Source organism: Methylomonas albis, from assembly GCF_014850955.1.
GTDB classification, from domain to species: Bacteria; Pseudomonadota; Gammaproteobacteria; order Methylococcales; family Methylomonadaceae; genus Methylomonas; species Methylomonas albis.
Window position 1 is genome coordinate 1,849,259 of sequence record NZ_JACXSS010000001.1, and the last position, 23,257, is coordinate 1,872,515.

At 52.2% G+C, this 23,257-nt stretch carries 17 protein-coding genes; 4 read left to right on the forward strand and 13 right to left on the reverse strand.

The genetic code is table 11. The annotated features are described in order from the left end of the window. Positions 1 to 80: 80 nt before the first annotated feature. Positions 81 to 935 (reverse strand): C1 family peptidase, encoded by an 855-nt coding sequence (locus tag EBA_RS08575; RefSeq protein WP_192374312.1) that lies wholly within the window; start codon positions 933 to 935, stop codon positions 81 to 83. A 175-nt stretch (positions 936 to 1,110) separates the two neighbouring features. Between EBA_RS08575 and EBA_RS08580 the strand changes: the two genes are divergently transcribed. Then, entirely contained in the window at positions 1,111 to 1,785 is a 675-nt protein-coding gene (locus EBA_RS08580) for a response regulator (RefSeq protein WP_192374314.1), read from the forward strand. 153 nt (positions 1,786 to 1,938) lie between these two features. Here the strand turns inward: EBA_RS08580 and EBA_RS08585 are convergent, their stop codons facing one another. The 3 genes from EBA_RS08585 to EBA_RS08595 form a co-directional block, all read right to left on the reverse strand. Further along, positions 1,939 to 3,789, reverse strand: a complete 1,851-nt coding sequence (locus EBA_RS08585; RefSeq protein ID WP_192374316.1) for a hybrid sensor histidine kinase/response regulator — start codon at positions 3,787 to 3,789, stop codon at positions 1,939 to 1,941. A 142-nt stretch (positions 3,790 to 3,931) separates the two neighbouring features. Beyond that, on the reverse strand, positions 3,932 to 5,227 hold the full coding sequence (locus EBA_RS08590) for an ABC transporter permease (protein WP_192374318.1): 1,296 nt from the start codon (positions 5,225 to 5,227) through the stop codon (positions 3,932 to 3,934). Further along, positions 5,224 to 6,138, reverse strand: a complete 915-nt coding sequence (locus EBA_RS08595; RefSeq protein WP_192374320.1) for an ABC transporter ATP-binding protein — start codon at positions 6,136 to 6,138, stop codon at positions 5,224 to 5,226. The genes EBA_RS08590 and EBA_RS08595 overlap by 4 nt, the downstream gene beginning before the upstream one ends. Positions 6,139 to 6,475: 337 nt before the next feature. Here EBA_RS08595 and EBA_RS08600 point away from each other — a divergent pair, with 337 nt between their 5' ends. Next, positions 6,476 to 7,486 (forward strand): isocitrate/isopropylmalate dehydrogenase family protein, encoded by a 1,011-nt coding sequence (locus EBA_RS08600; RefSeq protein ID WP_192374322.1) that lies wholly within the window; start codon positions 6,476 to 6,478, stop codon positions 7,484 to 7,486. Positions 7,487 to 7,733: 247 nt separating this feature from the next. Continuing rightward, entirely contained in the window at positions 7,734 to 10,292 is a 2,559-nt protein-coding gene (gene acnB / locus EBA_RS08605; protein ID WP_192374324.1) for a bifunctional aconitate hydratase 2/2-methylisocitrate dehydratase, read from the forward strand. 3 nt (positions 10,293 to 10,295) lie between these two features. On the opposite strand, the gene EBA_RS08610 is transcribed toward acnB, so the two are convergent. The 4 genes from EBA_RS08610 to EBA_RS08625 form a co-directional block, all read right to left on the reverse strand. Further along, positions 10,296 to 11,453, reverse strand: coding sequence for a PepSY-associated TM helix domain-containing protein (locus tag EBA_RS08610; RefSeq protein WP_229427399.1), 1,158 nt, complete (start codon positions 11,451 to 11,453; stop codon positions 10,296 to 10,298). A 390-nt stretch (positions 11,454 to 11,843) separates the two neighbouring features. Further along, positions 11,844 to 14,312 (reverse strand): TonB-dependent siderophore receptor, encoded by a 2,469-nt coding sequence (locus EBA_RS08615; RefSeq protein WP_192374327.1) that lies wholly within the window; start codon positions 14,310 to 14,312, stop codon positions 11,844 to 11,846. A gap of 196 nt (positions 14,313 to 14,508) precedes the next feature. Then, complete coding sequence (locus EBA_RS08620) at positions 14,509 to 15,471, reverse strand: FecR family protein (protein WP_192374329.1); 963 nt, start codon at positions 15,469 to 15,471, stop codon at positions 14,509 to 14,511. Between the two features lie 72 nt (positions 15,472 to 15,543). Continuing rightward, on the reverse strand, positions 15,544 to 16,083 hold the full coding sequence (locus EBA_RS08625; protein WP_192374331.1) for an RNA polymerase sigma factor: 540 nt from the start codon (positions 16,081 to 16,083) through the stop codon (positions 15,544 to 15,546). Positions 16,084 to 16,283: 200 nt separating this feature from the next. Here EBA_RS08625 and EBA_RS08630 point away from each other — a divergent pair, with 200 nt between their 5' ends. Next, positions 16,284 to 17,468, forward strand: coding sequence for a sensor domain-containing diguanylate cyclase (locus tag EBA_RS08630; protein WP_225616039.1), 1,185 nt, complete (start codon positions 16,284 to 16,286; stop codon positions 17,466 to 17,468). Here EBA_RS08630 and galE read toward each other — a convergent pair. The 5 genes from galE to EBA_RS08655 form a co-directional block, all read right to left on the reverse strand. Further along, the gene (gene galE, locus EBA_RS08635; protein ID WP_192374333.1) at positions 17,465 to 18,511 is read right to left on the reverse strand and encodes a UDP-glucose 4-epimerase GalE; all 1,047 of its coding nucleotides are present in this window, start codon (positions 18,509 to 18,511) and stop codon (positions 17,465 to 17,467) included. The genes EBA_RS08630 and galE overlap by 4 nt on opposite strands. Before the next feature lie 15 nt (positions 18,512 to 18,526). After that, positions 18,527 to 19,384: a tRNA 2-thiocytidine(32) synthetase TtcA gene (gene ttcA / locus EBA_RS08640; protein WP_192374334.1), complete on the reverse strand. Its 858-nt coding sequence runs from the start codon at positions 19,382 to 19,384 to the stop codon at positions 18,527 to 18,529. Between the two features lie 48 nt (positions 19,385 to 19,432). Next, positions 19,433 to 20,653 carry a beta-ketoacyl-ACP synthase I gene (gene fabB / locus EBA_RS08645; protein WP_192374336.1) on the reverse strand — a complete coding sequence of 407 codons (1,221 nt, stop codon included), beginning with the start codon at positions 20,651 to 20,653 and terminating at the stop codon, positions 19,433 to 19,435. A 10-nt stretch (positions 20,654 to 20,663) separates the two neighbouring features. Next, positions 20,664 to 21,179, reverse strand: a complete 516-nt coding sequence (fabA, locus tag EBA_RS08650; RefSeq protein WP_033156420.1) for a 3-hydroxyacyl-[acyl-carrier-protein] dehydratase FabA — start codon at positions 21,177 to 21,179, stop codon at positions 20,664 to 20,666. A gap of 76 nt (positions 21,180 to 21,255) precedes the next feature. Then, positions 21,256 to 23,223, reverse strand: coding sequence for a transglycosylase SLT domain-containing protein (locus EBA_RS08655; protein WP_225616041.1), 1,968 nt, complete (start codon positions 23,221 to 23,223; stop codon positions 21,256 to 21,258). Positions 23,224 to 23,257: the final 34 nt, after the last annotated feature.

The window sequence follows — 23,257 nt, forward strand, 5'->3', positions numbered from 1 at the left end:
AAGGTTAACTTGTCGGGATATGAGGTATCTATAGTCCGCTATATTTTTTGTCGAATAAAAATTTTTCTTGTATAAAAAAATCAATTAAACAATTCAGTATCCACATACCCCGTCTTAATCAACGACCAAAAATCATCCGCCAAACCATCCTCAATATATTTATAGGGCAACCAGCCGTAACCTTTTTGGCCCCAAGTATCACCCCAGGAGTTTCTAATCAATAACGCGCCTTTGGTTTTGCCGATTTTCTTGGTGTCGTCGTAGCCGATGGCGACAACGGCATGGCCGCCGACCAGTTTGTCGCCGGGGCCTGGATAAGGAATTTCGCCGGATTTGTTGGCCGTGTCGTAAATCGAGTTGTAAACGGAAAAACCGAACATCGACGGTAGTTTGGCAGCCAGATTGGTTTTGATGATGTTCAAGCGTTTGGATAACGGCGTGCCGGGCGGGTCTAGGCGGTAATATTGCAGGGCTTTGTAATTTTGCGCGAAGGCGTAGCAGAACGCCGTGGGTTCCTGATCGAATTGGGCAATATCGTAAGGATGATATTGTTCGGGCGGTACGCCGAATAACACCAGGGCTTTCATGGTGTCGCGGAGCTGTGCGCCGGAATCGCCTTTATCGCCGGCCAGGGTACGGGTGGCTTTGTATAGAAATAAACGGGAGGCATCCAGATGTTTGCCAAAGGCTCGCCGCTCAAAGTATTCGATCAGGCCAACACCGGCGTTGGCGGTGCAGGAGCCTAGATCGCCCTGATCTTCTATAGGCGAGCACCAAGACCGCAGGTCTACGGAAGCTGGTAATTGTTTGGGTGCGGCTTTTAAGGCTTCCGATTTACTGAGTATCTTTTGGATACTATCGCTTTCCGGTTGATAGTCGCGGATGTCCGGTAAATCCGGTCGCCACCCCAAGGTGTATCGATAGTTTCTGGCCATGGTTTGCACCCTAATTTGAAATTGAAAATCGCTGTTTTGGCACTTGCTCGGATTTTGCGGTAACTAACGGCTGTTATCCAGTGACGTTTCGTACCAGTACAAACGTACTGGCTACTTACTCGGCTGTTTAGCGTTAGAATTCAGCCTTACGTTATCTTCGATAGGCTATTCATAGATGAACGTCCTACTCATAGACGACCACTTCTGCGCCCGGGAGGGCGTGGCGTGTTTGTTGAAACAGATCTACCCGGATATACAGGTGTTCGAGGCGGAGAGTTTTACCGGCGGCTTGGCAATTGCTCGGGAGCAGCCGTTAAATTTGGTATTGCTGGATTTGCAATTGCCGGATCGGAGTGGTCTGGCAGGTTTAGTTGAGTTGAAACAGGAGTTTCCGGACTTGTGCGTCGTGATGTTTTCCGGAGTGGAAGATAGGGAGTTGGTGTTTCAGGCTTTAAAGTCCGGGGCGATGGGGTTTGTGGTTAAGACTGTCTCCCGTCAGGTGTTCACCGAAGCCTTGCGCGATGTGTTGTCCGGCAAGGTGTATTTGCCGGCGACTATTGTCGGTAGTTCGACGCTTTTAACTTCTGGTGATCAAACCACGACAGGCATACGCCCGGCGACCAGTCCGGCCAGCTTGGGTTTAACGCCGCGCGAGTTCGAGATTTTGCGCTGGATTGCCTGCGGGCATACCAACAAACTAATTGCGAAACAATTGAATATTCAGGAACAGACGGTCCGGAATCATTTGCGGCCGATTTTTCAGAAATTCGGTGTGTCGCGGCGGACCGAGTTGTTAGTCAAGTTGTTCGAGCAGGGGATTGTGTTTGGTTTGTCGGGGGCGGGGAAGTGAGTGGCGACAGCAGGGGGAGAGGGATTTCTAATTCACCCGGCGGGTAAGCGGCAACTCCGGCGTTGCTCTAACTCCTGCATTCGTAAAATCGACCACGAACGGCTTAACTTAATCCCGGAGTGAGTGGGAAATAGCATCCGTATCGCCAATCCGTCAACTCAGGCCCATTGCCTTGGCCATCATCCCCATCAACATATCCGACTTCGCCGGCTTTCGCAGCAAACAGGTGTCGGTCGGCCATTTGGCTTTTTCCGAATCGTTGATACCTTCTGCCGACAATACCAAAATTGGCACCGGACCGCAGTCGGCGTAAACGGCGGCGATGATGTCGTGCGCGGTCTCAGAGTTGCTAAGGAGAAAATCGGTGATCAACAAGTCCGGGATGCGCACGTTGTCGGCTAGGGCCAATCGGGTTTCGGCCAGCGAACTGGCAGTTTGTATCTCGCAGCCCCAGGCCTGCAGCTGGCAGCTTAAGGCCTCCAGCATGTCGGCATCGTCGTCCACGGCCAAGATAAAACGGCCGGCGAAATCGCCGGTTGGCGCGTGCGATTCCAGCGCGGGTTGCTGGTGTTGAGTGACGGGTAATGTCAGTTGAAAATCGCAGCCGTGTCCGGGTTTGGAGTGCAGCGCCAGCTCGTGGTCCGGCAGATGCTGGATGGCCGTGGCGACGTAAGCCAGACCAATGCCCAAACCCGGCGCCGCCGTGTCGTTGCGACGGCGTTGGCCGCGCACGAATTCCTTGAAAATATCGACACGGACATCGTCCGCAATGCCGGGGCCGCTGTCTCGGACATGTAGTTTCAAACGGTTGGGGCCAGTTTTGACTGCCGCTACGACGATCCAGCCGCTCTGAGTATATTTGATGGCGTTATCCAGCAGGTTGCCGGTGATTTGGCTCAAAATGCTGATGTCACTATAGACGTTGTATGGGGGGCTTTGGCGCAGGCGCACGATTAAGTTCAGCCCACGTTTGGCAGCTTGCGGCGCAAACTGGTTTTCCAGCGCGGATAGCAGCAGGTTAATCTCAACATGGGTTAATAATGGCTGTTGGCTGCCGTTTTCCAGATTGCCGATGTCCAGAATATGGTTGATGGCCCGGTTTAGTTCGTCTATCGCCAATCCCATACGGCTAGCGACATGTTGCAAATGCTGGCTAGCGGGTTCGCCGCAAGCCGCTTCCATAACCGAGGAATAACAACTCAGGGCCTGCAGCGGTTGGCGCAAATTATGGCTGAGCTGGTGCAAGAAACGGCTTTTGCGTTCGGCGATTAATTCCACTTTGCGTTTTTCTCGGAACGAGTTGCGGGCGTAGGTTTCCAATTGACATCGAGTGCAAACCCCAAACACGTTAACGATCGCTAGATTCAGAATGGACGGGATCAAGTCGATAATGGTCAAACCTAGCGAATATCCGGCCAGCGGCATTGCCAGCGCGGTGCCCCAGCCAAAGCCTATGGTCGCCCGCAGTGACATAAACATTTGCCCGTAACTGAAAAAATACATGGGTAGCAGGGCCGGCCAGATTTCAGCGTAGTAGCGGGGGTTGCCGTCATATAACAAGACGACGATTAAGTTGGCTGCGGAAAGTCCGGCGCTGAGTTTAGCTATGGTATTAATGTTTGATACGGCAGCCAATTCGACATGCAAGTATCTGAATAAACCCAAAAGCACCAAGACGATGGGTAGTCTTAAGAAGGCTTCGGCGTTTGCGGTATTACCAATTTGCAGATCAAGCAGTGTATAGGCCAGGAAAGCAGTAGCGCCCAAGGCCAAAGCCCATTTTAAGGGGCTGAGCAATACCCGATAACGCTCTTCCCAAAATTGCTGTTCGCTGTCTTCATCAAACTCCGGGATGGCAAATAGTTTGGTGGGGCTGAATGACAGCGTTAAATTCTGAAAATGCGCAAACGGGCGACTGGCGGGTGCTCGGAAAAACGCCTTGCTGGATAGATGGTCGATAAACGGGTTGGGTTTGCGCACGTCGCGGGTTCCAGTCGCAACCATCGCGTTGGGCCATGCCTATTGGCGCATTAGCCCTTCCGATAGCCAAGTTAATGTAATTTTTTTAGCTCCGGTTGGTATTCTCACTGTTCTGAGAGGCTTAAGCAAGCAGATCTAACTAACGTATAGACATGTTCGTCAGCCTTTAAATACTCAGTTTCCAGCGTTGATAAAGGATGCTTAAAATCAATGCGCATTGCAAAGTTGCAATGCTCAGCGCGCCAATTGCCGAATCGGCCCACAGCGGAAAAAATAGCGCCGATATACTGCTCATCCCGATCGCGCCGAACAAGCCAGGCAGAATGCCGTACAGTAGCGCGGCCGATAACAAACTCAGGCTGAAGGCGCGTTGCGGATTTTTGCCGTAGCAAAAGAATAGATACACGGCGCAATCCCGCAACACCAATAATGCTATTGCCAGAGGATAGGAATGTAAGGAGATGTTCAGCCAGGCAAATGGCTGTTCGTGAAAACTTAGAAAAAGGGCAAACGGCATGCTCAGCGCAAAGCTCAGCGCGCTTAGCGGTAGTTCCTCGCCCACTCGGCGCCAGTTGGCTTGTCGCCAATAATCTAGCAAGCGTTTGATGCGCATCGGTTCGTGACGTTCGACAACCACACCGATATAAGTCAGTACACTGCACACCGCAAATGCAGCCAAGGAAAACGAATAACTCGAGCTCGGAATAAAGCCGCCTAAGTAGACGATCAAAAACAGCGTAAATCCCAACCAGGCCCAAGGCAAATTTCGTAAACCCAAGTCTTGCGCCAGCAGTCGATAGTTGCCCATTACGCACCAGAATAATGCGCAGCATAGGCTGATTTGGTGCAAAGTCTGGGCGTTCACCGTCAGGCTGTACCAAGAACTGCTTTGTGAATTGTCGGGCAAATAATTGGCGGTATCGGTTAAATCGGATAGCGGCGGCATGATGACAATAAAACCCACTAATACCAAAATCAGTATCGACCCGGTTTTAAGCTGACCGCGTTGTGCCGCCAGTAAACCCAGCAAAAGACCTGCGCTTTGCACCAATAACGCCGTACCAATCGCCTCAAAAAACAGCAAGGGCAGGGCGGCCGGATTGTCGGTAGCTAGCGCGTGGACCAGCAAACATATGCCGGCGCAATACCAGGCCATGCTGGTGCTGCCCAGCAGTTTGCCCCAGGCCATTTGCCAAGGGCCGAGAGCCGACAGGCGTTGCGTATCCCAGGTGCGGTCCCGGTATTCCTCGACGATGCTGTCCAGGCTTTGCCGGGTGCCCCACAGCAGAGTAATCAGCATAAACAGTGTGAGTGCGGCTTGCGCGGTTAAATTACCTAGCCGGTAGTTGTCCAGCGAATACGTTAAAGTAAATATCGCGCCTAGCACTGCAGGTGCGCCTACCAGCCGGGCTTGCGAGCATTCCAAAATCAGTTGGCGTTGAAATTCGGGATTTAGATTCATGGCTGTTGGCGGATGGTTTGCAGGTAAGTGTCTTGCAGATTGCTGGCGGCCGGGGCAAATTCGCAGACTGGTAAATCCAACGCGATCAAGGCCTTTAATAGCTGGTGTTGTTGTGCAGCGTCGCCGTGTATTTGTAACAGGGCTTGTTGTTTATCGTCGCAATTCAACACCTTAATATCAGGCACGGATTGCAGGAGCCGCAGCAGGTTTTCTACCGGATTAGCCAGCAGCAAATTAAACGGTTTGAGCAAGGCCGGCGCTTTTACCGCAACTTGCTCGACGATTCGGCCCTGGCGCAACACCAGCATATCGGTGCAGTAGGCTTCCAGTTCGGCGAGGATATGAGAGGAGACTAATAACGTCATGCCTTGGGCTTGCAAATCCAGAAATAGCTCAGCCAGTTTGTGGCGGGCTTCCGGATCCAGGCCGGAGGCCGGTTCGTCGAGCAATACCACCGGCGGTTTGTGGATGATGGCCTGGGCGATGGCTACTCTTTGCCGCAAACCGCGTGATAACTCGCTTGGGTGGTTCTCCAAACGGTCCTGAATATGTAAACGCCGGCTGACATCGTTGATGGCGGGCTCGCAAGCGGATTCGGGAATACCTTGGGCACGGGCGACATAATGCAGGCATTGCCGTACGGTCAAGCGTTGATAGAGTCCAAAAAAATCAGATAAATAGCCAATGATGCGGTGGCAATCGCGCGGCTGTTCCAATACGTCGATGCCGGCGATATTGATGGAGCCGCTGACGGGTTGATCCAGAGCGGCCATGCAACGAAGTAAGGTGGTTTTACCGGCGCCGTTGGGCCCAACCAGCGCGGTGATGCTACCGGCGGCAATGGTGAACGACACATCGTCCAGAGCGCGCAGGCCGGGGTATTCGAAAGTCAGCTTATCGACGGTGATCATGATTAATCGCTTTAGGGATTTGGGCGGAAATAATGCTGGTTTGATGATACCGCTTTTTTGTTCGCCGGATGTCGATTATCGGCGAGCCGAGCTTATGCGTGTGCTTGGGTATGAATTTTGCTGGATTTATCGGGTGAGTTTGGCTGATACAGCCCGAGGACGCCATTAGTTAAGGCATATTTGTATGCGGCTTGCCCATGCGGTTGGCCGAGAAACTGTGTATTATTGCTCATTATATTGACGCTTTACCCTGAGGGCGAATTGATCGCTCAAACGTGATATAGCCAAGCGCGTCGAGTGAGTTGTTATTTTTTAAACATCAAGTTAGGAGAAATGAATGCATAACGTCACGTTGATTAAAGGTGATGGTATTGGTCCTTCGATCATGGACGCCGCGGTGGCGGTGATCAACGCTTCGGGTGCGAAAATTCATTGGCATGAGGCGGACGCCGGCATGTCGGCGTATGAAAGAACCGGCACGCCGCTGCCGGATGCCACGATGGAATCCATCGCCCAGACTAGGGTGGCGTTCAAAGGGCCGTTAACCACGATGGTGGGGGAAGGTTTTAGAAGCATCAACGTGGAACTGCGTAAACAATACGATCTTTATGCCAACGTGCGGCCGGCGAAAAGCTGGAAAGGCGTAAAAACCCGTTACGACGACGTCGATATTGTCATCGTCCGCGAAAATACCGAAGGCCTTTACGTTGGTTTGGAACATTATCTGACCCCGGCTAAAGACATTGCCGAGAGTTTGGCCGTAGTGACCAAAGCCGGTTCGGAACGTATCGTTGAATATGCATTCAAATACGCAATCGACAACGACCGCAAAAAAGTCACGGTTTGCCATAAGGCTAATATTCTTAAATACACGCAGGGCTTATTCCTGAGAGCAGCGCGGGAAATCGCGGCTAAATACCCGGATATCGAGTTCGACGAAAAAATCGTCGATGCGGCGTGCATGCACATGGTCATGAAACCCGAACAATTCGACGTGGTGGTAACCACCAATATGTTCGGTGACATTCTGTCCGATCTGACCGCCGGTTTGGTGGGCGGTTTGGGCTTGATTCCCGGCGCCAACATTGGTGTCGACGCAGCCCTGTTCGAAGCGGTACACGGCAGTGCGCCGGACATTGCCGGCAAAAATATCGCCAATCCGACCGCCGTCATGATGGGTGGCGTGATGATGCTGAATCATTTGGGCGAACACGAAGCTGCAATCCGCATGCAAAACGCGATTGAAAAAGTCGTGAATGGCGGTGTTTATGTCACCCCAGACTTGAGCCCTGACAGTAAATACGGCACCAAGGAAATGGGGCAAGCCATCGTCGATGCGATGGAGTGATCGATTAAAATGAAGGAGGGTGGTCTTATGAAGGCACAACCACTATTTCCGTGGCGATGACGTGGCGTTCGCATCTGTCGATTTGACCTTAAGCGTGGCCGATTTTACGCACGGGTCGAAATCGATAATGTGCGTACCTTTTTTGCTCGAACAGCAAGCCGGGTTGGAAAACTCGGCGGCTGTGATTAATTAATCTTTTGTTTCCCCGCCCCGCTTGTCGGGCGCACCGTTTTTTCAGGACAAATCTATGCTAGAACAATACCGAAAACATGTCGCAGAACGCGCCGCCGAAGGCATCGTCCCTAAACCGCTGGATGCTGAGCAAGTCGCGGCGCTGGTTGAGTTACTGAAAAATCCGCCAGCTGGGGAGGCCGATTTTCTATTGGATTTGCTGGCGAATCGCATTCCAGCCGGCGTCGATGAAGCCGCTTACGTCAAGGCGGGCTTTCTGACTGCCGTGGCCAACGGCGAAACCACATCGCCGTTGTTGAGCTCGGAAAAAGCCACCGAATTGCTCGGTACCATGCTGGGCGGTTACAACGTCGCGCCGCTTATCGGACTGCTGGACAACGCCGCCTTGGCCCCCATTGCTACCAAGGCCTTATCGCAAATTCTGCTGATATTTGATGCTTTCCACGATGTGCAAGAAAAAGCCGAAGCAGGCAACGCTTACGCCAAGCAAGTTTTGCAATCCTGGGCGGATGCGGAATGGTTTACCGCTAAACCGGAAGTGCCGGAGAAACTCACGGTGACCGTGTTCAAAGTGACCGGCGAAACCAATACTGACGACCTTTCGCCAGCACCGGATGCTTGGTCTAGGCCGGATATTCCCTTGCACGCCAAAGCCATGCTGAAAATGCCGCGCGACGGCATCACCAACGCCGAACAGCAAATTGCCGAACTCAAAGCTAAGGGCTTTCCGGTGGCTTATGTGGGCGATGTGGTCGGCACCGGTTCCTCGCGCAAATCCGCCACCAACTCGGTTTTGTGGTTCATGGGTGATGACATTCCGTTTATCCCCAACAAGCGCGGCGGCGGCGTTTGCATAGGCAGCAAAATTGCACCAATTTTCTTCAACACCATGGAAGATTCCGGCGCATTGCCAATCGAATGCGATGTGACCGGCATGGCGATGGGTGATGTGATCGACATTTATCCCTATCAAGGCGCGGTCAAGCGCCACGGCACTGATGAAGTAATCTGCGAGTTTGCCTTGAAAACCGAAGTGATTTTCGACGAAGTCCGCGCCGGCGGCCGGATTCCGTTGATCATCGGCCGGGGCTTGACCGACCGCGCCCGGCAATTTTTGGGCTTACCGGCCTCTGATGTGTTTCGCCGCTTGGGCGAAGCTGTCGATACCGGCAAGGGCTATACGCTGGCGCAAAAAATCGTCGGTAAAGCCTGTGGTGTGGCCGGTGTCAGACCGGGGAGCTATTGCGAACCGAAAATGACCACCGTTGGCTCCCAAGACACTACCGGGCCGATGACCCGCGACGAATTGAAAGACTTGGCTTGCTTAGGTTTTTCGGCGGACTTGGTGATGCAATCGTTCTGTCATACCGCCGCCTATCCCAAACCAGTCGATGTACAAATGCAACATACGTTACCGGACTTTATCATGACGCGCGGCGGTGTTTCCTTGCGTCCGGGCGATGGCGTGATTCATTCCTGGCTGAACCGCATGTTGTTGCCGGATACCGTCGGCACCGGCGGCGATTCCCATACTCGCTTCCCGATTGGCATTTCCTTCCCGGCCGGATCAGGTTTGGTCGCTTTCGCCGCTGCGACAGGTGTGATGCCGCTCGACATGCCGGAATCGGTGTTGGTCCGCTTCAAAGGACAGATGCAGCCAGGCATTACCTTGCGCGATTTAGTCAACGCGATTCCTTATGCGGCATTAAAAAGCGGCTCGTTGACGGTGGCTAAGCAAGGCAAAAAAAATGTATTTTCCGGACGGATTCTGGAAATCGAAGGTTTGCCGGATTTGAAAGTCGAGCAAGCGTTCGAGTTGTCCGACGCGTCTGCGGAACGCTCGGCCGGTGGTTGTACGATCAAGCTCAACGAAGCCCCGATCCGCGAATATCTCAATTCCAATATCACCCTGCTGAAATGGATGATTGCCGAAGGTTACGGCGATGTCAGAACCATTCAGCGCCGCATCAAGGCCATGCAGGATTGGCTGGCTAATCCGGTATTGATGGAAGCGGATAAAGATGCCGAATATGCGGAAATCATTGAAATTGACTTGAACCAAATCACCGAACCGTTGCTGGCTTGCCCGAACGATCCGGACGACATCAAACCACTGTCGGAAGTGGCCGGCACCAAGATCGACGAAGTATTCATCGGTTCCTGCATGACCAACATTGGTCATTTCCGCGCGGCCGGCAAATTGCTGGAAAAAGCCGCCACCTTGCCGACTCGTTTGTGGGTGGCGCCGCCGACCAAGATGGACCAGGATCAATTGGTGGAAGAAGGCTACTACGGCACCTTCGGCAAGGTCGGTGCTCGCACCGAAATGCCGGGTTGCTCCTTGTGCATGGGCAACCAAGCAAGGGTGGCGGAAGGTTCGACGGTGGTATCGACATCGACTCGTAACTTCCCCAACCGTTTGGGTAACGGGGCCAATGTTTATCTATCATCGGCGGAACTGGCGGCGGTATGTTCATTACTCGGCAAGATTCCAACCGTGGCGGAATACATGCAATACGCGGCGAGCATCGAGCAAACCAGTGCGGATACCTATCGCTATCTGAACTTCGATAAAATCGATAGCTACCAGGATAAGGCTAAACAAGTGGCTTGATCGTCACCCAAATGTTCCCGTGCCACGCACGGGAACTGTTTTTTGAATCTTCGCCCGCCGCTTCTGTAGCCAGCGAATAAAACCGGTGAGATACAATATCGGGCAAGCTAGCCCCGCCAGCAATACCATAATCCGCCCTGGCCAACCGAAAGCGTGGCCGCTATGCAAGGGCCATTGCCAATCGTAAAAAGCATCGGCGTTGGAGCCGGTGCCGGAATCGTAGACTTTCAGAATTTCGCCGCTGTATTGATCAACGGCAATCTCCCGATAGCCGACGAAGCGGCTTAATTCGTCAACATCGCGCTTCATGACCCGGAACACGTCGGTTCTGTCTTTGGGTGCATTCAGCATCCACAGCCGGCCGCCGGGGTAGTTTTTCTGCGTAATTTCTTCCACCTGCGACAAGCTTATCGCCGCTTGTCCCTCGACCGGATTGGCGCTATCGATCGTTTCCGGAATGCCGCTGTAGGCATTCGGCCGGGTAATCGTCGAGAACGGCTTTACTAAAACGTCTATTCGCTCCGGCAGCGTCATGTAAATACCGGAAAACAGCACCGGCAATAACGCGATGCTGAAATAGAAGCCGACGGTTTTATGCAGATCGAAGTTAAACCGGACCGGCCCCGCCTTGGCCTTGAATGTCAGCGCTTGTCTGAATTTGCCGGTCAACGGCCACCAGACGATCAAGCCAGTCAATACCGAAATAATCGAAAATGCGCCGAGAATCGCGACGATGGTGCCGCCGGTTTTACCGAGTAGTAAACACCAATGCAATTGCATGATGAAACTCACCAAGGGCCGGCCCCAGTATTTGTCTTTCGGATGCCAGAGTTGCAAGCCCTGAACCCGCGAAGTGTAAGGATCGACAAAAATGTAATAGCCGTCGCCCTTGCCGGGCGGGTTTTGTTCCCGGACATAATATAAAAATTTATAGGCTATGTCGGCTTTTCGGGGGTAATACACCTTAAAAAAATAGCTGCCGGGCGGTTTGGCGTTCTCCGCCGCAGCGACGATGTCGTCTAACGAACGCAAGTGTCGTTGTTCTACGGCGGGTAAGGAAACGACGGACAACTCAGGGTTCAGTATTTCCTGCATTTCCAGATAAAAGACCAGTATGCCGCCGGTCAGACCGACGACGGCCAACAGTAATCCGGCACTCAAACCTAAATAAAGGTGAACTGTCAGCCATCTTTTACGACGGGATTTAAGCTTCGTTAACCGTCGAGCACTGGCATTGGGTGCGGGAAGCTTTGCGCTACTGGACATTAAATTCTCAAGGGCTAGTTTCATAAAAATTTTAAAAAACGATTTCGGCTAAAGAACGCAAGGCGGCTCCCGATTAAACAGTGGTTTAAGCAACAACGTCATTCCGGCAGGGATTGCCGGAATCCAGGCGACATGGATGCGTTAGATGCTTGCCGTCCTTGGCTCTTGGATCTCGGCAATCCCTGCCGAGATGACGATACTTGACAGAGCTGGCGCCACTTTACAATCAGGGGCGGATCGATCGCACAGAACGGGAAGGACTCCCGCTGTTTGCGACTTGCCCGGTCAAAATTCAACTTTGACCGAACCCATGAAAGACCGGGGCGTACCCCAGGTCGCGCGGGTTTGGAATGGCATCGCAAAGCCGTCGTGGACATATTCCTTGTCCAATAAATTGGTGACGTTGAGCTGTAACGTGACGTTGGTTTTCGCCACTTTCCGCGTGTACGCCGCCAACAGGTCTATAACGCCGTAGCCGGCGAAACTAAAGTCGTGATTGTCGAAAGTGGCTTTCTTGTCGCTGACCAGTTCCAAACCGGCCCCAACCTTGAGTCCGCGCAGATAATCCTGCTGGAAATCGTATGTCGTCCACAGCGTGGAGGTGTGTTTGGGAATACCACGAAAGCCGCCGCCAACTCTGATGTTATTCGGGTCGTTTTCTTTAAGGACTTCGGTTTCGGTATACGCATAGGTGGCAATGGTGTTCCATCCAGGCAAAATTTCACCTTTAACATCCACCTCAACGCCACGGCTTTGTGCTTCGCCAGTCGCAACCATGAAGCTCGGATTGAGTAAATCGGTGGTGGCGATGTTTCGCTTGGTCAATTGGTAATAGGCGACCGTGCTGGTCAATCTATCTTCGAAAAATGCGGTTTTAAAACCAATCTCCCACTGTTCCGCGGTTTCCGGTGGCAAAAACGAGTTATCGCTAGTCAAGTTTCCGTTGGTGACGCCAAAGTTTTCGACGTAGTTACCATAAAGGCTCAGCCAGTTAATCGGCTGCCAAAGAACGCCGACCTGCGGGGTCACCGCATCGGCTTTCTGGCCGATTGTTCCGGCGACCACGTCATACTGCTCCACGTTTTGATAGCGGAAGCCGCCCATGACGTGGACGTTGTAAGGCAGCTTGATTTGATCCTGCAAATAAATGCCGTAGAAGTCGGTTTGGGTATGAAACGACTGGCTGGCGCGCGTCGTCGGATCGATGGGCGGATTGCCGGTATGAATAGGGTTGTAAATGTCGATGGTGCTTGCCACCGTGCTGCTGTAACCAACCGAATTAATGTCTTGCAGGTAATAGTCGCCGCCTATCAACAAGGTGTGTTTTAGAAATCCGGTATCGAAATGGCCGGTCAAATTGGTGGTCGTAAAATAACTGTCGTTTGTGAAAAAGTCGCTGGTGAGTATGCGTCTGTTCAGCGTGCGCTGGTCGGCTTGCAGCGTGCCGGGCAGCATCACCAAGCGGTCCCGGTCCAATAACTGGATATTCAACTGCTCGGTCAATACCCAATCGTCGTTAAATTTATGCGTAAGATTCAAGCCGATCAGCTTGTCTTCGACGTGATTGCGGTTGTCTTCCATTAAATTCCGTTCACGGGGAATATCCGCCAGACGCGGATTGATCCAGGAGCCGTCGGCCCTCGTGCCGTCGATAATCAACGGCCGAGCGTGAAGATCGTACACATTGTTTTCCTTGCGGTACTCCAGTTCTAACAACGCGGTGGTGGCTGGACTGATATTCCATTGCAGCACCGGCGCGACGAACAGTTTGTCGTAATCCACGTTTTCCCGGAACGAACCGCTTTTTTCGAAAGCGAGGTTCATTCGGTACAACAAATCCTTATGGTCGGTCACCGGTCCGGTGGCATCGAGGCTGGAGCGGAATAAATCGTAGGAGCCGAATTGCTGCTGGAATGCGTAATACGCGGTATCCAGCGGCTTTTTAGTGACGATATTGAGCATGCCGCCGGGTTCGACGCGGCCGTACAGCATCGCGGCGGGACCTTTCAACACTTCCACACTTTGCACGTTCGCCATGTTTCGCGTGCCTTCCGGCCCGGATGCGTCGATACGAAAGCCGTTGCGAAACAAATTGTAGTTATAGAAGCCGCGTATGGTCACTTGGTCCGTCAAACCGCCCGCCGCCTGGCCGGTCGTCACGCCACTGACGTATTTCACTGCTTGGTCGAGCTTGATTGCTTGATTGTCATCCAACACCGCTTTCGGAATCACCTGGACGTTTAACGGCGTCTCCATAATGGGGGTGTCAGTCTTGGTAGCGAAGCTGGTGTTGGGCACCGAATAGTCCCTGTTGTACGGATCGTTAGGATCGTATCGCCTTTGCCCGGTAACCGTTACTGCTGACAATGTTGTGGTGTCCGTTGCACGAGAGTCGGGTGCTAACTCAAGCGTCACGCTATTCCCGCCCGTTAAGCGGTAACTTAAGCCGGTACCGTGCAGCAATTTATCCAAGGCTTGTTCTGGTGTGTAAGTGCCAACGACCGCATTGGAGCGCGTGTCTTTGGCTAAGCCGGCCGGAAAACCGACTTGCCAGTCACTGGCAGCAATGAAGGCGTTCAGAGCGTCTGTCAAGGCCTGAGCCGGGATATTGAAATGTTGTGTGGCGTTGAGGCTATCGGCTTGGCCGGCCTCGGCGGCATAAGCCGGCAGCGGCCCAATAGCCGGTAAAGTCAAAGCGATAGCGATGGCAAGTTTACGTAATGCGCCGGGTGCGATGGGCTGTAGCCGATACATGAATACTCCTGGTCTGTGGTGTGAATAGTCAGCGCAAAAAAAGCGCATGGCTACCGAGACGTTTCAGAAAATGGAATACACAGTTAGGTAAGAGATTTTTTTATCGGCAAGTGTAGCGTTGCCCAATGCGCTGGTAATTGAGGTGAAGTTTGAGCCGACTTGCACCCTGGGTAGCACTCGACGACGGGGCTTGGACTTAGCTTTTCAGCACCGTCAGATAAGGCGAGATATTGACGGTTTCGGCACCCGCAATATCCGCCAGGGTTCGAATCAGCGCTGCGGTATCTTCCAGTTTGTAATTGCCGGTGATACGGGTTTGGCCCAACTTGGCGTCGGCGATGACGATAGCGCCGGGATGGTAGCGATCCAGTTCAGCGATGACATCGGCCAGGGTTTGATCTTGAAAGATCAGGCGGCCTTTCAGCCAGGCGAATGTTTTGCCGGTATCTATGGGGCTGATTTCCGCAACGCCTTGGGTATCGATTTCGGTATGTTGGCCGACACTTAATTGCCGGTTTTGCCCTTGTTGGGCACTGCAAATCACTACGCCGCTTTCGACATTCACCTGGGTAGTATCGCCGGTTTTGACACTGAAACGGGTGCCGACGACGCGTACTGTGCCCTGTTCTGTAGTCACAATAAATGGCCGGTCTTTGTCGGCTTGCACCTCAAAATAAGCCTCGCCGCTTAACAAGGTTACGCCGCGCTGTTGGCCGGCGTAATCCAGTTTTACCGCGCTGTCGGTATTAAGAACCAGCGAGGAACCGTCCGCCAGTATTACCCGGCGCTGCTCGCCGGTGGCGGTGGTGAGGTCCGCTTGCCAGCGCTGTATCCATTCGCCTGTTGCCAAAAACCAACTGCTAAGGAATACGAAGCTGGCGGCCGCTGCCCAGCGCCGAATTTTCGATTTACGCTGTGCGGGTGGCCGAAGTGGGATGCTGGCGTATTGGCTTAGGGCCGCGTTCAATGCCGGCGATTGCCAGAGTTGTACAACTTTGTCGTAAGCGGTTTGATGTGTAGGGTCGGCGGCTAACCAGCAGGCAAACTCCGCTTGATCGGCCGTGCCGATTTGATTGTCTTGTAAGCGGGCAAACCAGGCGAGTGCTTGATCTTGGACATTAGCAAGCGTTGGAACTTCCTGATCAAAACGTAAAGTCATGGCGGTTGACGGGTTGGGCAATTTGGCGAATTTTATCAGTATTGGTGCTTTGCTAAGGAAAATCAGTATTGCCTAGGGTGATGGATAGTCTTTCCGGCTGGCTAATAAGTGGGTTAGAGCTGCCTGCACATTCTTCTCTACCGCGCTGCGTGATATGCCGTAATAGGTGGCAATCCGTTCGTAATTCCAATGATGAAATTTGTGCAACACCAGAATTTGCCTGCGCCGTTCGGATAATTGCTCAAGCGCTGCCAACATCAATACCAGTTCTTGTTGATCGGAAGCTTGCTGTTCGGGTGTTGGCGTGTCGGCCGGCAAATTGTCCAGCAGCGATATGTCGTCGTCGGTATCAGCCGTTTTTGCGTCGTCTGCACGTTGGCGAACACGTTCTTTACGTAGGTGATCCAGTGCCAGGTTTTTCGCGATTTGATACAGAAACGGTCGCGGGTAACTGATGTTTTGGTTCTCCAGAGCGTGCAGCATTTTTATGTAAGTTTCATGCGCCAGGTCTTCGGCGGTTTGCGGGCAACCGACGATGCCGAAAATGGTGTGAATCAACGAATCGCGATGGCTCAGAAATAAATCGTCGATGTCGAAGGTGATGCTGTTCATGGCGTGGATGTGCTTGGTTTAAACCCAGTTAGACTGGATGCTAAGCAAAATTTAATCCACTAGCCGAGTGTATTGATTTTTATAAGTAAAGGAGTGTGGAATGTGGTTATTGATTGCGGCAAATGCCGCATCGTATGCGTGAAATGCCTGAATCTTAAGGTGTCTTAATGAACGTTAACTGGGCCATGACTGCATCATAGATGCACACTTTTACGCCGAAAACTGCTAGTCTTATCCCCTTGATTAAGCAGGTGGGGCTGAGCTTGGAACAGGATATAACAACAGATTTACGCGTGTTGGAAAGTCACTTGGACGGCATGCTCAACCGCGTCCAACATAACAGCCTAACTTTAAAGCGTTTGCAAAGCTTTGAAATGCGCCTGCTGGGACTTAGTTCGCTGGCGGAAATGATAGAGTTCATTCTTGGTGAGGCCAAGGCACTATTCGATCTGGACGTAATCAGCCTGTGTTTGATCGACGCAAAAAACGAAATTGCCAGTTATCTGGAAGTGGATAATTATAATTATCAGGACAGGGAAGGGCTGTTTTTGGCGAGTAGCGAATGGCAATTGCGGCATAGTTTTGGCCTGTCCGATCAACCGTTTCTGGGTAGCTATCAAACCACGGCCTGCGAGAAGTTTTTCTCCGAATCCAATCAACAAAAGCCCGCCTCAGTGGTCATTGCTCCGCTGATTCGTCGGGATAAGTATTTGGGTTCGTTGAACCTGGGTAGTTATCATAACGAGCGTTTCATGCAAGGCATGGCCACCGATTTTGTCGAACACATTGCCTCGGTCATCAGTATTTGTCTGGAAAATAATCTTAACGTCGAAACCATGCGTCGTACCAGTTTGGTCGATCCTTTGACTGGCGTGAACAACCGGCGTTTTTTGGAACAACGCATAGAGGAAGAGCTGGATCGCAGTCAACGCAATCGCGAACCTTTGTCTTGTCTGTTTTTGGACATCGATTACTTCAAACGTATCAACGATGGCTTCGGACATCAGGCAGGCGACCATGTGTTGGCGGTCGTCGCCGGGGTTATCAAGAAGGTATTGCGGAATAATGACGTGCTGGCACGCTATGGCGGCGAGGAGTTTGTGGCCTTGCTGTCGCAAAGCGATGCAAGTACGGCCTCGGAAATCGCCGAGAGGATTCGCTTGAGCATTGCCAAGCTGCAGGTGGAATATGCTGACCAAGTCATCCCGGTGACTATTTCAATTGGGGTCGCGACTTACCAAGCCAGTCGCTCACAGAAAAAGCCGGTTACCGAGATTGCCTTGCAATTGATCCAAACCGCCGATGCCGCACTCTACGAAGCTAAACGCAAAGGCAGGAACCGTGTTGAGAACGGCGGTCTGGTATTGGTTTCGGAGTCCGTTTAGTGATAACCGTTGGGATTGTGTTTTTGCCAGCGCCAGGTATCGGTCATCATTTGCTTTAAATCCCGCTCTGCTTTCCAGCCAATTTTTGCTTCCGCCAAACTTGGGTCGGCGTAGCAGGCGGCGACATCGCCCGCTCGGCGTGGCGCGATTTTATAGGGCACTGCTTGGCCGGTGACTTCGATAAAAGTATTCACCATTTCCAACACACTGTAGCCGTTGCCAGTTCCCAAATTAATCGCCTCACAAACGGCGGTATCGGCTGTTTTGCCGAGCAGGTATTGCAAGGCTTTGATATGACCCTGCGCCAAATCCACCACATGGATGTAATCGCGTACACCGGTGCCGTCCTTGGTTGGGTAATCGTCGCCGAACACCGACAATATCGGTAATTTGCCGATGGCGACTTGCGACAAAAACGGCATCAGGTTATTGGGGATGCCGTTAGGGTCTTCACCTATCAAGCCGCTGCTGTGCGCGCCGATGGGGTTGAAATAGCGCAGTATCGTGAATTGCCAAGGCTGCTTGTTGCTGTTCAAGCTGTCGGCATTACTGACATCACGCAGGATTTCTTCGATAAATAGTTTGGTACGTCCATAGGGATTGGTGGCTTGTAGCGGAAAGCTTTCCAGAATCGGTACGCGGTGCGGGTCACCGTAAACAGTTGCCGAGGAGCTGAATACCAATCTTTTTACCGCAAACTCATTCATTGTCTCCAGCAACACTTGGGTGCCGTAGATGTTGTTGCGGTAATAACTCAAGGGTTGCTGGCAGGATTCGCCGACGGCCTTCAAGCCGGCGAAATGAATCACAGCATCGATTTTATGTGTACTAAAAATCTCGCGTAGCGCGGCTTGGTCGGTAATGTCGGCTTGATAGAAGCCGGGTTTTTGCCCGGTAATGGTTTCGATGCGTTTCAGCGACTCGATTTTACTGTTACTCAGGTTATCGACCACGATGACCTCCAAACCGTTATTCAGTAGCTCTACGCAGGTATGGCTACCGATGTAGCCGGCTCCACCCGTCACCAAAATTGTGTTTTTCATCGTTGCGTTCCGTGGTTAACGTTCGAGGATGTCGAGTCCGGCTTCGTCCGAGACAACACGCGGCAGACTAGCATCGGGATCACGGCGCAGACCCGCAAAATCAAACAAGCTGGTGTCGGCCATCTGCGAAGGTGCGATATTTTGCAGGCTGGCGAAAATGGTTTCGATCCGGCCGGGGAATTGTTTATCCCAACCGTTCAGCATTTGCTTCATCGCCTTGCGTTGCAGGTTTTCTTGGGAACCGCACAGATTGCAGGGAATGATGGGAAATTGTTTGAAAGTCGCGAAACGGTTGATGTCTTTTTCCCGGCAATAAGCTAGCGGGCGAATAACTATATTTTGTTTGTCGTCGCTGAGCAGTTTCGGCGGCATGGCTTTTAATTTGCCGGCGTAGAACATGTTCAGGAAGAAGGTCTCGATAATGTCGTCGCGATGATGACCCAGGGCGATCTTGGTGATGTTATGTTCCTTGGCAAACCCATACAGCGTGCCGCGGCGTAGCCTGGAGCATAAGCTGCAAGTGGTTTGGCCTTCCGGAATAATGCGTTTGACGATGCTGTAGGTGTCGTGCTCGATGATGTGGTAGGGCACGTCTATCGATTGCAGATATTCCGGCAGAACATGTTCCGGGAAACCCGGCTGTTTTTGATCCAGGTTGACGGCAATGATTTCGAAATCAATCGGCGCGGTTTTCTGCAAATTCAGCAGAATGTCCAGCATCGTATAAGAATCCTTGCCCCCGGACAGACAGACCATGACCTTGTCGTCGGGTTCTATCATGTTGAAATCGGCGATGGCTTCGCCAACGCAACGTCTCAGGCGTTTTTGCAGCTTGTTAAATTGGGTGCGGGATTTGTATTCTGGATCGGACATAGATGCGGAAAAGGGCAGCTGAAACCTGTGCTTCAGCCGCACCAAAAATTAGCCGTTATAGCGTTGGAAAATCAGCGTGGCGTTGGTGCCGCCAAAACCGAAGCTGTTGGACATGATGGTGTTTAGCGTGACCTTATCCCGATATTCTCTAACAATCGGAATGTCGGCCGCACCTGGGTCGAGTTGGTTTATGTTAGCGGATGCGCTGAGAAAATTTTCTTGCATCATCAGCAGTGAGTAAATTGCTTCGTTAACCCCGGCTGCGCCTAGTGCGTGTCCGGTTAGAGATTTCGTCGAACTGACAGCTGGTACGGCATCGGCACCAAATACTTCGCGCATCGCTTCCAGTTCGCGGGTGTCGCCTACTGGTGTACTGGTACCGTGCGCATTGATATAGTCTACTTTATCGGTGACGGTAGCCAGGGCTTGTTGCATGCAGCGCACCGCGCCTTCGCCGGAAGGTTGCACCATGTCGTAGCCGTCAGATGTGGCGCCGTAGCCTACCAATTCAGCGTAAATTTTTGCGCCACGCGCTCTGGCGTGTTCCAATTCCTCGATAACCAGTACACCGCCGCCGCCGGATATTACGAAGCCGTCGCGGGTTTCGTCGTAGGGACGAGAGGCGGTAGCCGGCGTGTCATTATATTTCGACGATAGCGCGCCCATCGCATCGAACAAGACGGACATGGTCCAGTGTAGTTCCTCGCCGCCGCCGGCGAACACGATGTCTTGTTTGCCTAGCTGAATCAATTCCATGGCGTGGCCGATGCAGTGAGCGCTGGTGGCGCAAGCGGAACTGATGGAATAGTTGACGCCTTTGATTTTGAAAGGTGTGGCTAGGCAGGCGGTATTGGTGCTGGACATGGCGCGCGTCACCATGTAGGGGCCGACTTTTTTCACGCCTTTGGAACGCAGAATATCGGCGGAATCGACCAGGTTTGATGTTGACGGTCCGCCGGAGCCCATCACTAAGCCGGTGCGGATATTGGAAACTTGCGACTCTTCCAGGCCGGAGTCGGCAATAGCTTGCTCCATAGCCAGGTAGTTGTATGCGGCGCCGTCGCCCATAAAGCGTTTAACTTTGCGGTCTATCGCTTCGTCCAAATCAATATTAACCGGGCCATGCACATGGCTGCGAAAGCCCATCTCTGCGTAGACCGGCGCATGCACGATACCGGAACGTCCGGCGCGCAAAGAATGGACTACTTCATCTCGGTTATTACCTATGCTGGAAACTATCCCTAAACCTGTGACAACGACGCGTTTCATGACGGTTTCCTTAGAAATCTTGGGTGGAAGTGAACAAGCCGACTCTTAAATCGGTCGCTTCGTAGATTTGTTTGCCATCGACTTCCATCGTCGCATCGGCGATGCCCATGACCAATTTGCGCAGAATCACGCGCTTCAAGTCGATTTTGTAAGTGACTTTTTTAGCGGTAGGCAAAACTTGTCCGGTGAATTTCACTTCGCCGCAACCTAGTGCGCGGCCTTTGCCGGGACCTCCCAGCCAACATAAATAAAAACCGACTAATTGCCACATGGCATCTAAACCCAGGCAGCCGGGCATAACCGGGTCGCCTTGAAAGTGGCAGTCGAAAAACCATAATTCGGGGGTAATATCCAGCTCGGCGATGATTTCGCCCTTGCCGTATTTGCCGCCTTCGTCGGAAATATGCACGATGCGGTCCATCATCAGCATATTGGGAAGCGGAAGCTGCGCGTTGGTCGGGCCGTATAATTCACCTCGGCCGGACATTAATAATTCTTCGCGCGTGAAACTGTGCTGCTTCTCCATCTTGATTTTTACCTGGTTGGTGGGTTCAAAAACTGCGGCATTATCTAATAATCGGCTTAAAAAATCAGCTCAATTTTTATCCGGGCATGACCTCGCGCATTAGATCGTCGATCTTTAAGCTGTCGCGTTGCAGGCGCTGCTGGTAGATCAAGCTATACATCAATACCGATGCGACATAGCCGCGCGTCTCCTTATAAGGTATGTTTTCTATCCAGATGTCTGCAGGTAGCGTGCGGCTTTCCGGCAGCCAGCGTTTAACTTTGTTGGCGCCGGCATTATAGGCAGCTGTAGCTAGCGGGACGTGATCGTTGAATTGGCGCAGGAGTTTTTTGAAATAAAACGCGCCATATTTCAGGTTAAGTTCGGGCTTGAACAGGCTGTTATCGCTATCCCAACTATCGCGCAAGTCGGCGGCGATTTGTCGGCCGGTATTCGGCATGACTTGCATCAAGCCCTTGGCACCGGCCGGCGAGTCGGCTAATTCATCGAACGCGCTTTCCTGACGGATCAAGCCCAGAATCAAGGCGGGATCCAATTGTTGTGCGGCAGCGTTGCTTTGAATTTGCTGGACGTATGCCAGCGGAAAGCGCAGATCGACATCGTCCCAATGGTTGGCCTTGGCTATCGTGGCAATTGCCAAAGCCGGATAATGCGCCTGTTGTGCCAGTTTAGCGGCGGCGGGTAACTGATGGCTGTCGAGTTTTGCAATGGCGTACCACCATTGGCGCTTGGCTTCGGGTTTTCTATCGACAGCCAGTAGTTCGAAAAACACCTGAAAATCCGGGTGATTTTGTAAAATATCGAGATCCTGGCCAGATACCACCAATGGTCTATCGACCAGTTCGATGGCTTGACGTATCCTACTCGCAGCCAGGAAGCCGTAAAAACTGCGATTTTGTGCCAGCTGTTGAAATATGCTTGTGGCTGCCGCACTCTGACTCGTTGCCGCCAAGCCGCGAGCTTGCCAGTACTGCCATTTTTCGCGAGATTTTTCTTCGTCGTTCAGGCCGGCAATCGCGGTAGCGACATCGTGCCAGTTTTGCATGTTTAATGCGGCTCTGACCCGCCATTCTCTGGCCGATTCGTCGCTATTTTCGAGCTGCGACAAGCGGACGTAGGCGCGGTTGTCGTGTTTTAAGGCCAGTGCTATAGCGATGCGTTTTTCGATAAATGCAGTCGTCGCCGGCGCAAGGCTTATTTGCGATTTAACGCGGTCCCAGTTTGTCATGGCCGCTTCGAGATCGGTTTCCAGCCAGCGATCTATCGCATGTGCAAACAGTTCTCCAGCTTGCTCGGGGTATTCTCGCCAACTACCGTCTGTGCTAAGAGTTTCGGGTTGTCGGTGCAGTTTTAACCAGGTATTGGCTAGATTGAGTTCGGGGCCGCTGAAGAATCGAGTCAAGTAGCTTGCCAGGCTTTGATTGTCGCGATTAAGTGCTGCCTGAAATCGCTGTTTTATCAGTTCTTTATTAAAGTAAGGTGATGTTTTGTAAGCTTCGAACAAGGCATCGCAATTATCCGGCTGCGATTTGCCGCTTATCCACAAGGCGCGGGCTTGATTGAATGCTTCCAGGGTTTGGCCGGTTTCGACTTGGGCCAAGCCGGCATAGCATTGCAGTTCGGGGTCGTCACTGCCTTGGTAGTGATTCAATAACAGCTGCCACTGCTGCTTTTTACCCAAAGCCAGCAACCACTTTTGCCTAAGTCCTGCCGCGTATCGGCTGGCGGCGTAGTTCACTAGAAACTGCTTGATTTCGCCATCGGCGTCCAAATGGTTTTTTAGCCATTGGTATTGCAGATAAGGGTAGAGCGGGTAGTCTTTCAAGCCTGAAGCCAGCGCAAAATACTCGGCGTCCCGATTCTGGTTAAGCGCTTGTTCGGCACGCAAAAATTGCTGGCGTTGCGTGACTAGCGAGATTTCATCTGCCTGGGCACTGTTTGGCAAAACGCCGGTCAGAGCGGCAAGCACTAAAAAACACGGAATAAAATGCATATCAATTTCCACAATGGCCGGCACGAAACACTGAGCAAGAAGTTTTTGCAAAGTTGGCCGGGCCATTATAATCGTTAAACTTCAT

Coding starts and splice junctions, on each gene's coding strand:
- ttcA (WP_192374334.1), bottom strand. CDS start 19,384: ATGTCCGATCCAGAATACAAATCCCGCACCCAATTTAACAAGCTGCAA.
- galE (WP_192374333.1), bottom strand. CDS start 18,511: ATGAAAAACACAATTTTGGTGACGGGTGGAGCCGGCTACATCGGTAGC.
- EBA_RS08590 (WP_192374318.1), bottom strand. CDS start 5,227: ATGAATCTAAATCCCGAATTTCAACGCCAACTGATTTTGGAATGCTCG.
- EBA_RS08625 (WP_192374331.1), bottom strand. CDS start 16,083: ATGAACAGCATCACCTTCGACATCGACGATTTATTTCTGAGCCATCGC.
- EBA_RS08580 (WP_192374314.1), top strand. CDS start 1,111: ATGAACGTCCTACTCATAGACGACCACTTCTGCGCCCGGGAGGGCGTG.
- EBA_RS08585 (WP_192374316.1), bottom strand. CDS start 3,789: ATGGTTGCGACTGGAACCCGCGACGTGCGCAAACCCAACCCGTTTATC.
- EBA_RS08600 (WP_192374322.1), top strand. CDS start 6,476: ATGCATAACGTCACGTTGATTAAAGGTGATGGTATTGGTCCTTCGATC.
- EBA_RS08615 (WP_192374327.1), bottom strand. CDS start 14,312: ATGTATCGGCTACAGCCCATCGCACCCGGCGCATTACGTAAACTTGCC.
- acnB (WP_192374324.1), top strand. CDS start 7,734: ATGCTAGAACAATACCGAAAACATGTCGCAGAACGCGCCGCCGAAGGC.
- EBA_RS08620 (WP_192374329.1), bottom strand. CDS start 15,471: ATGACTTTACGTTTTGATCAGGAAGTTCCAACGCTTGCTAATGTCCAA.
- fabB (WP_192374336.1), bottom strand. CDS start 20,653: ATGAAACGCGTCGTTGTCACAGGTTTAGGGATAGTTTCCAGCATAGGT.
- EBA_RS08630 (WP_225616039.1), top strand. CDS start 16,284: ATGCACACTTTTACGCCGAAAACTGCTAGTCTTATCCCCTTGATTAAG.
- fabA (WP_033156420.1), bottom strand. CDS start 21,179: ATGGAGAAGCAGCACAGTTTCACGCGCGAAGAATTATTAATGTCCGGC.
- EBA_RS08575 (WP_192374312.1), bottom strand. CDS start 935: ATGGCCAGAAACTATCGATACACCTTGGGGTGGCGACCGGATTTACCG.
- EBA_RS08595 (WP_192374320.1), bottom strand. CDS start 6,138: ATGATCACCGTCGATAAGCTGACTTTCGAATACCCCGGCCTGCGCGCT.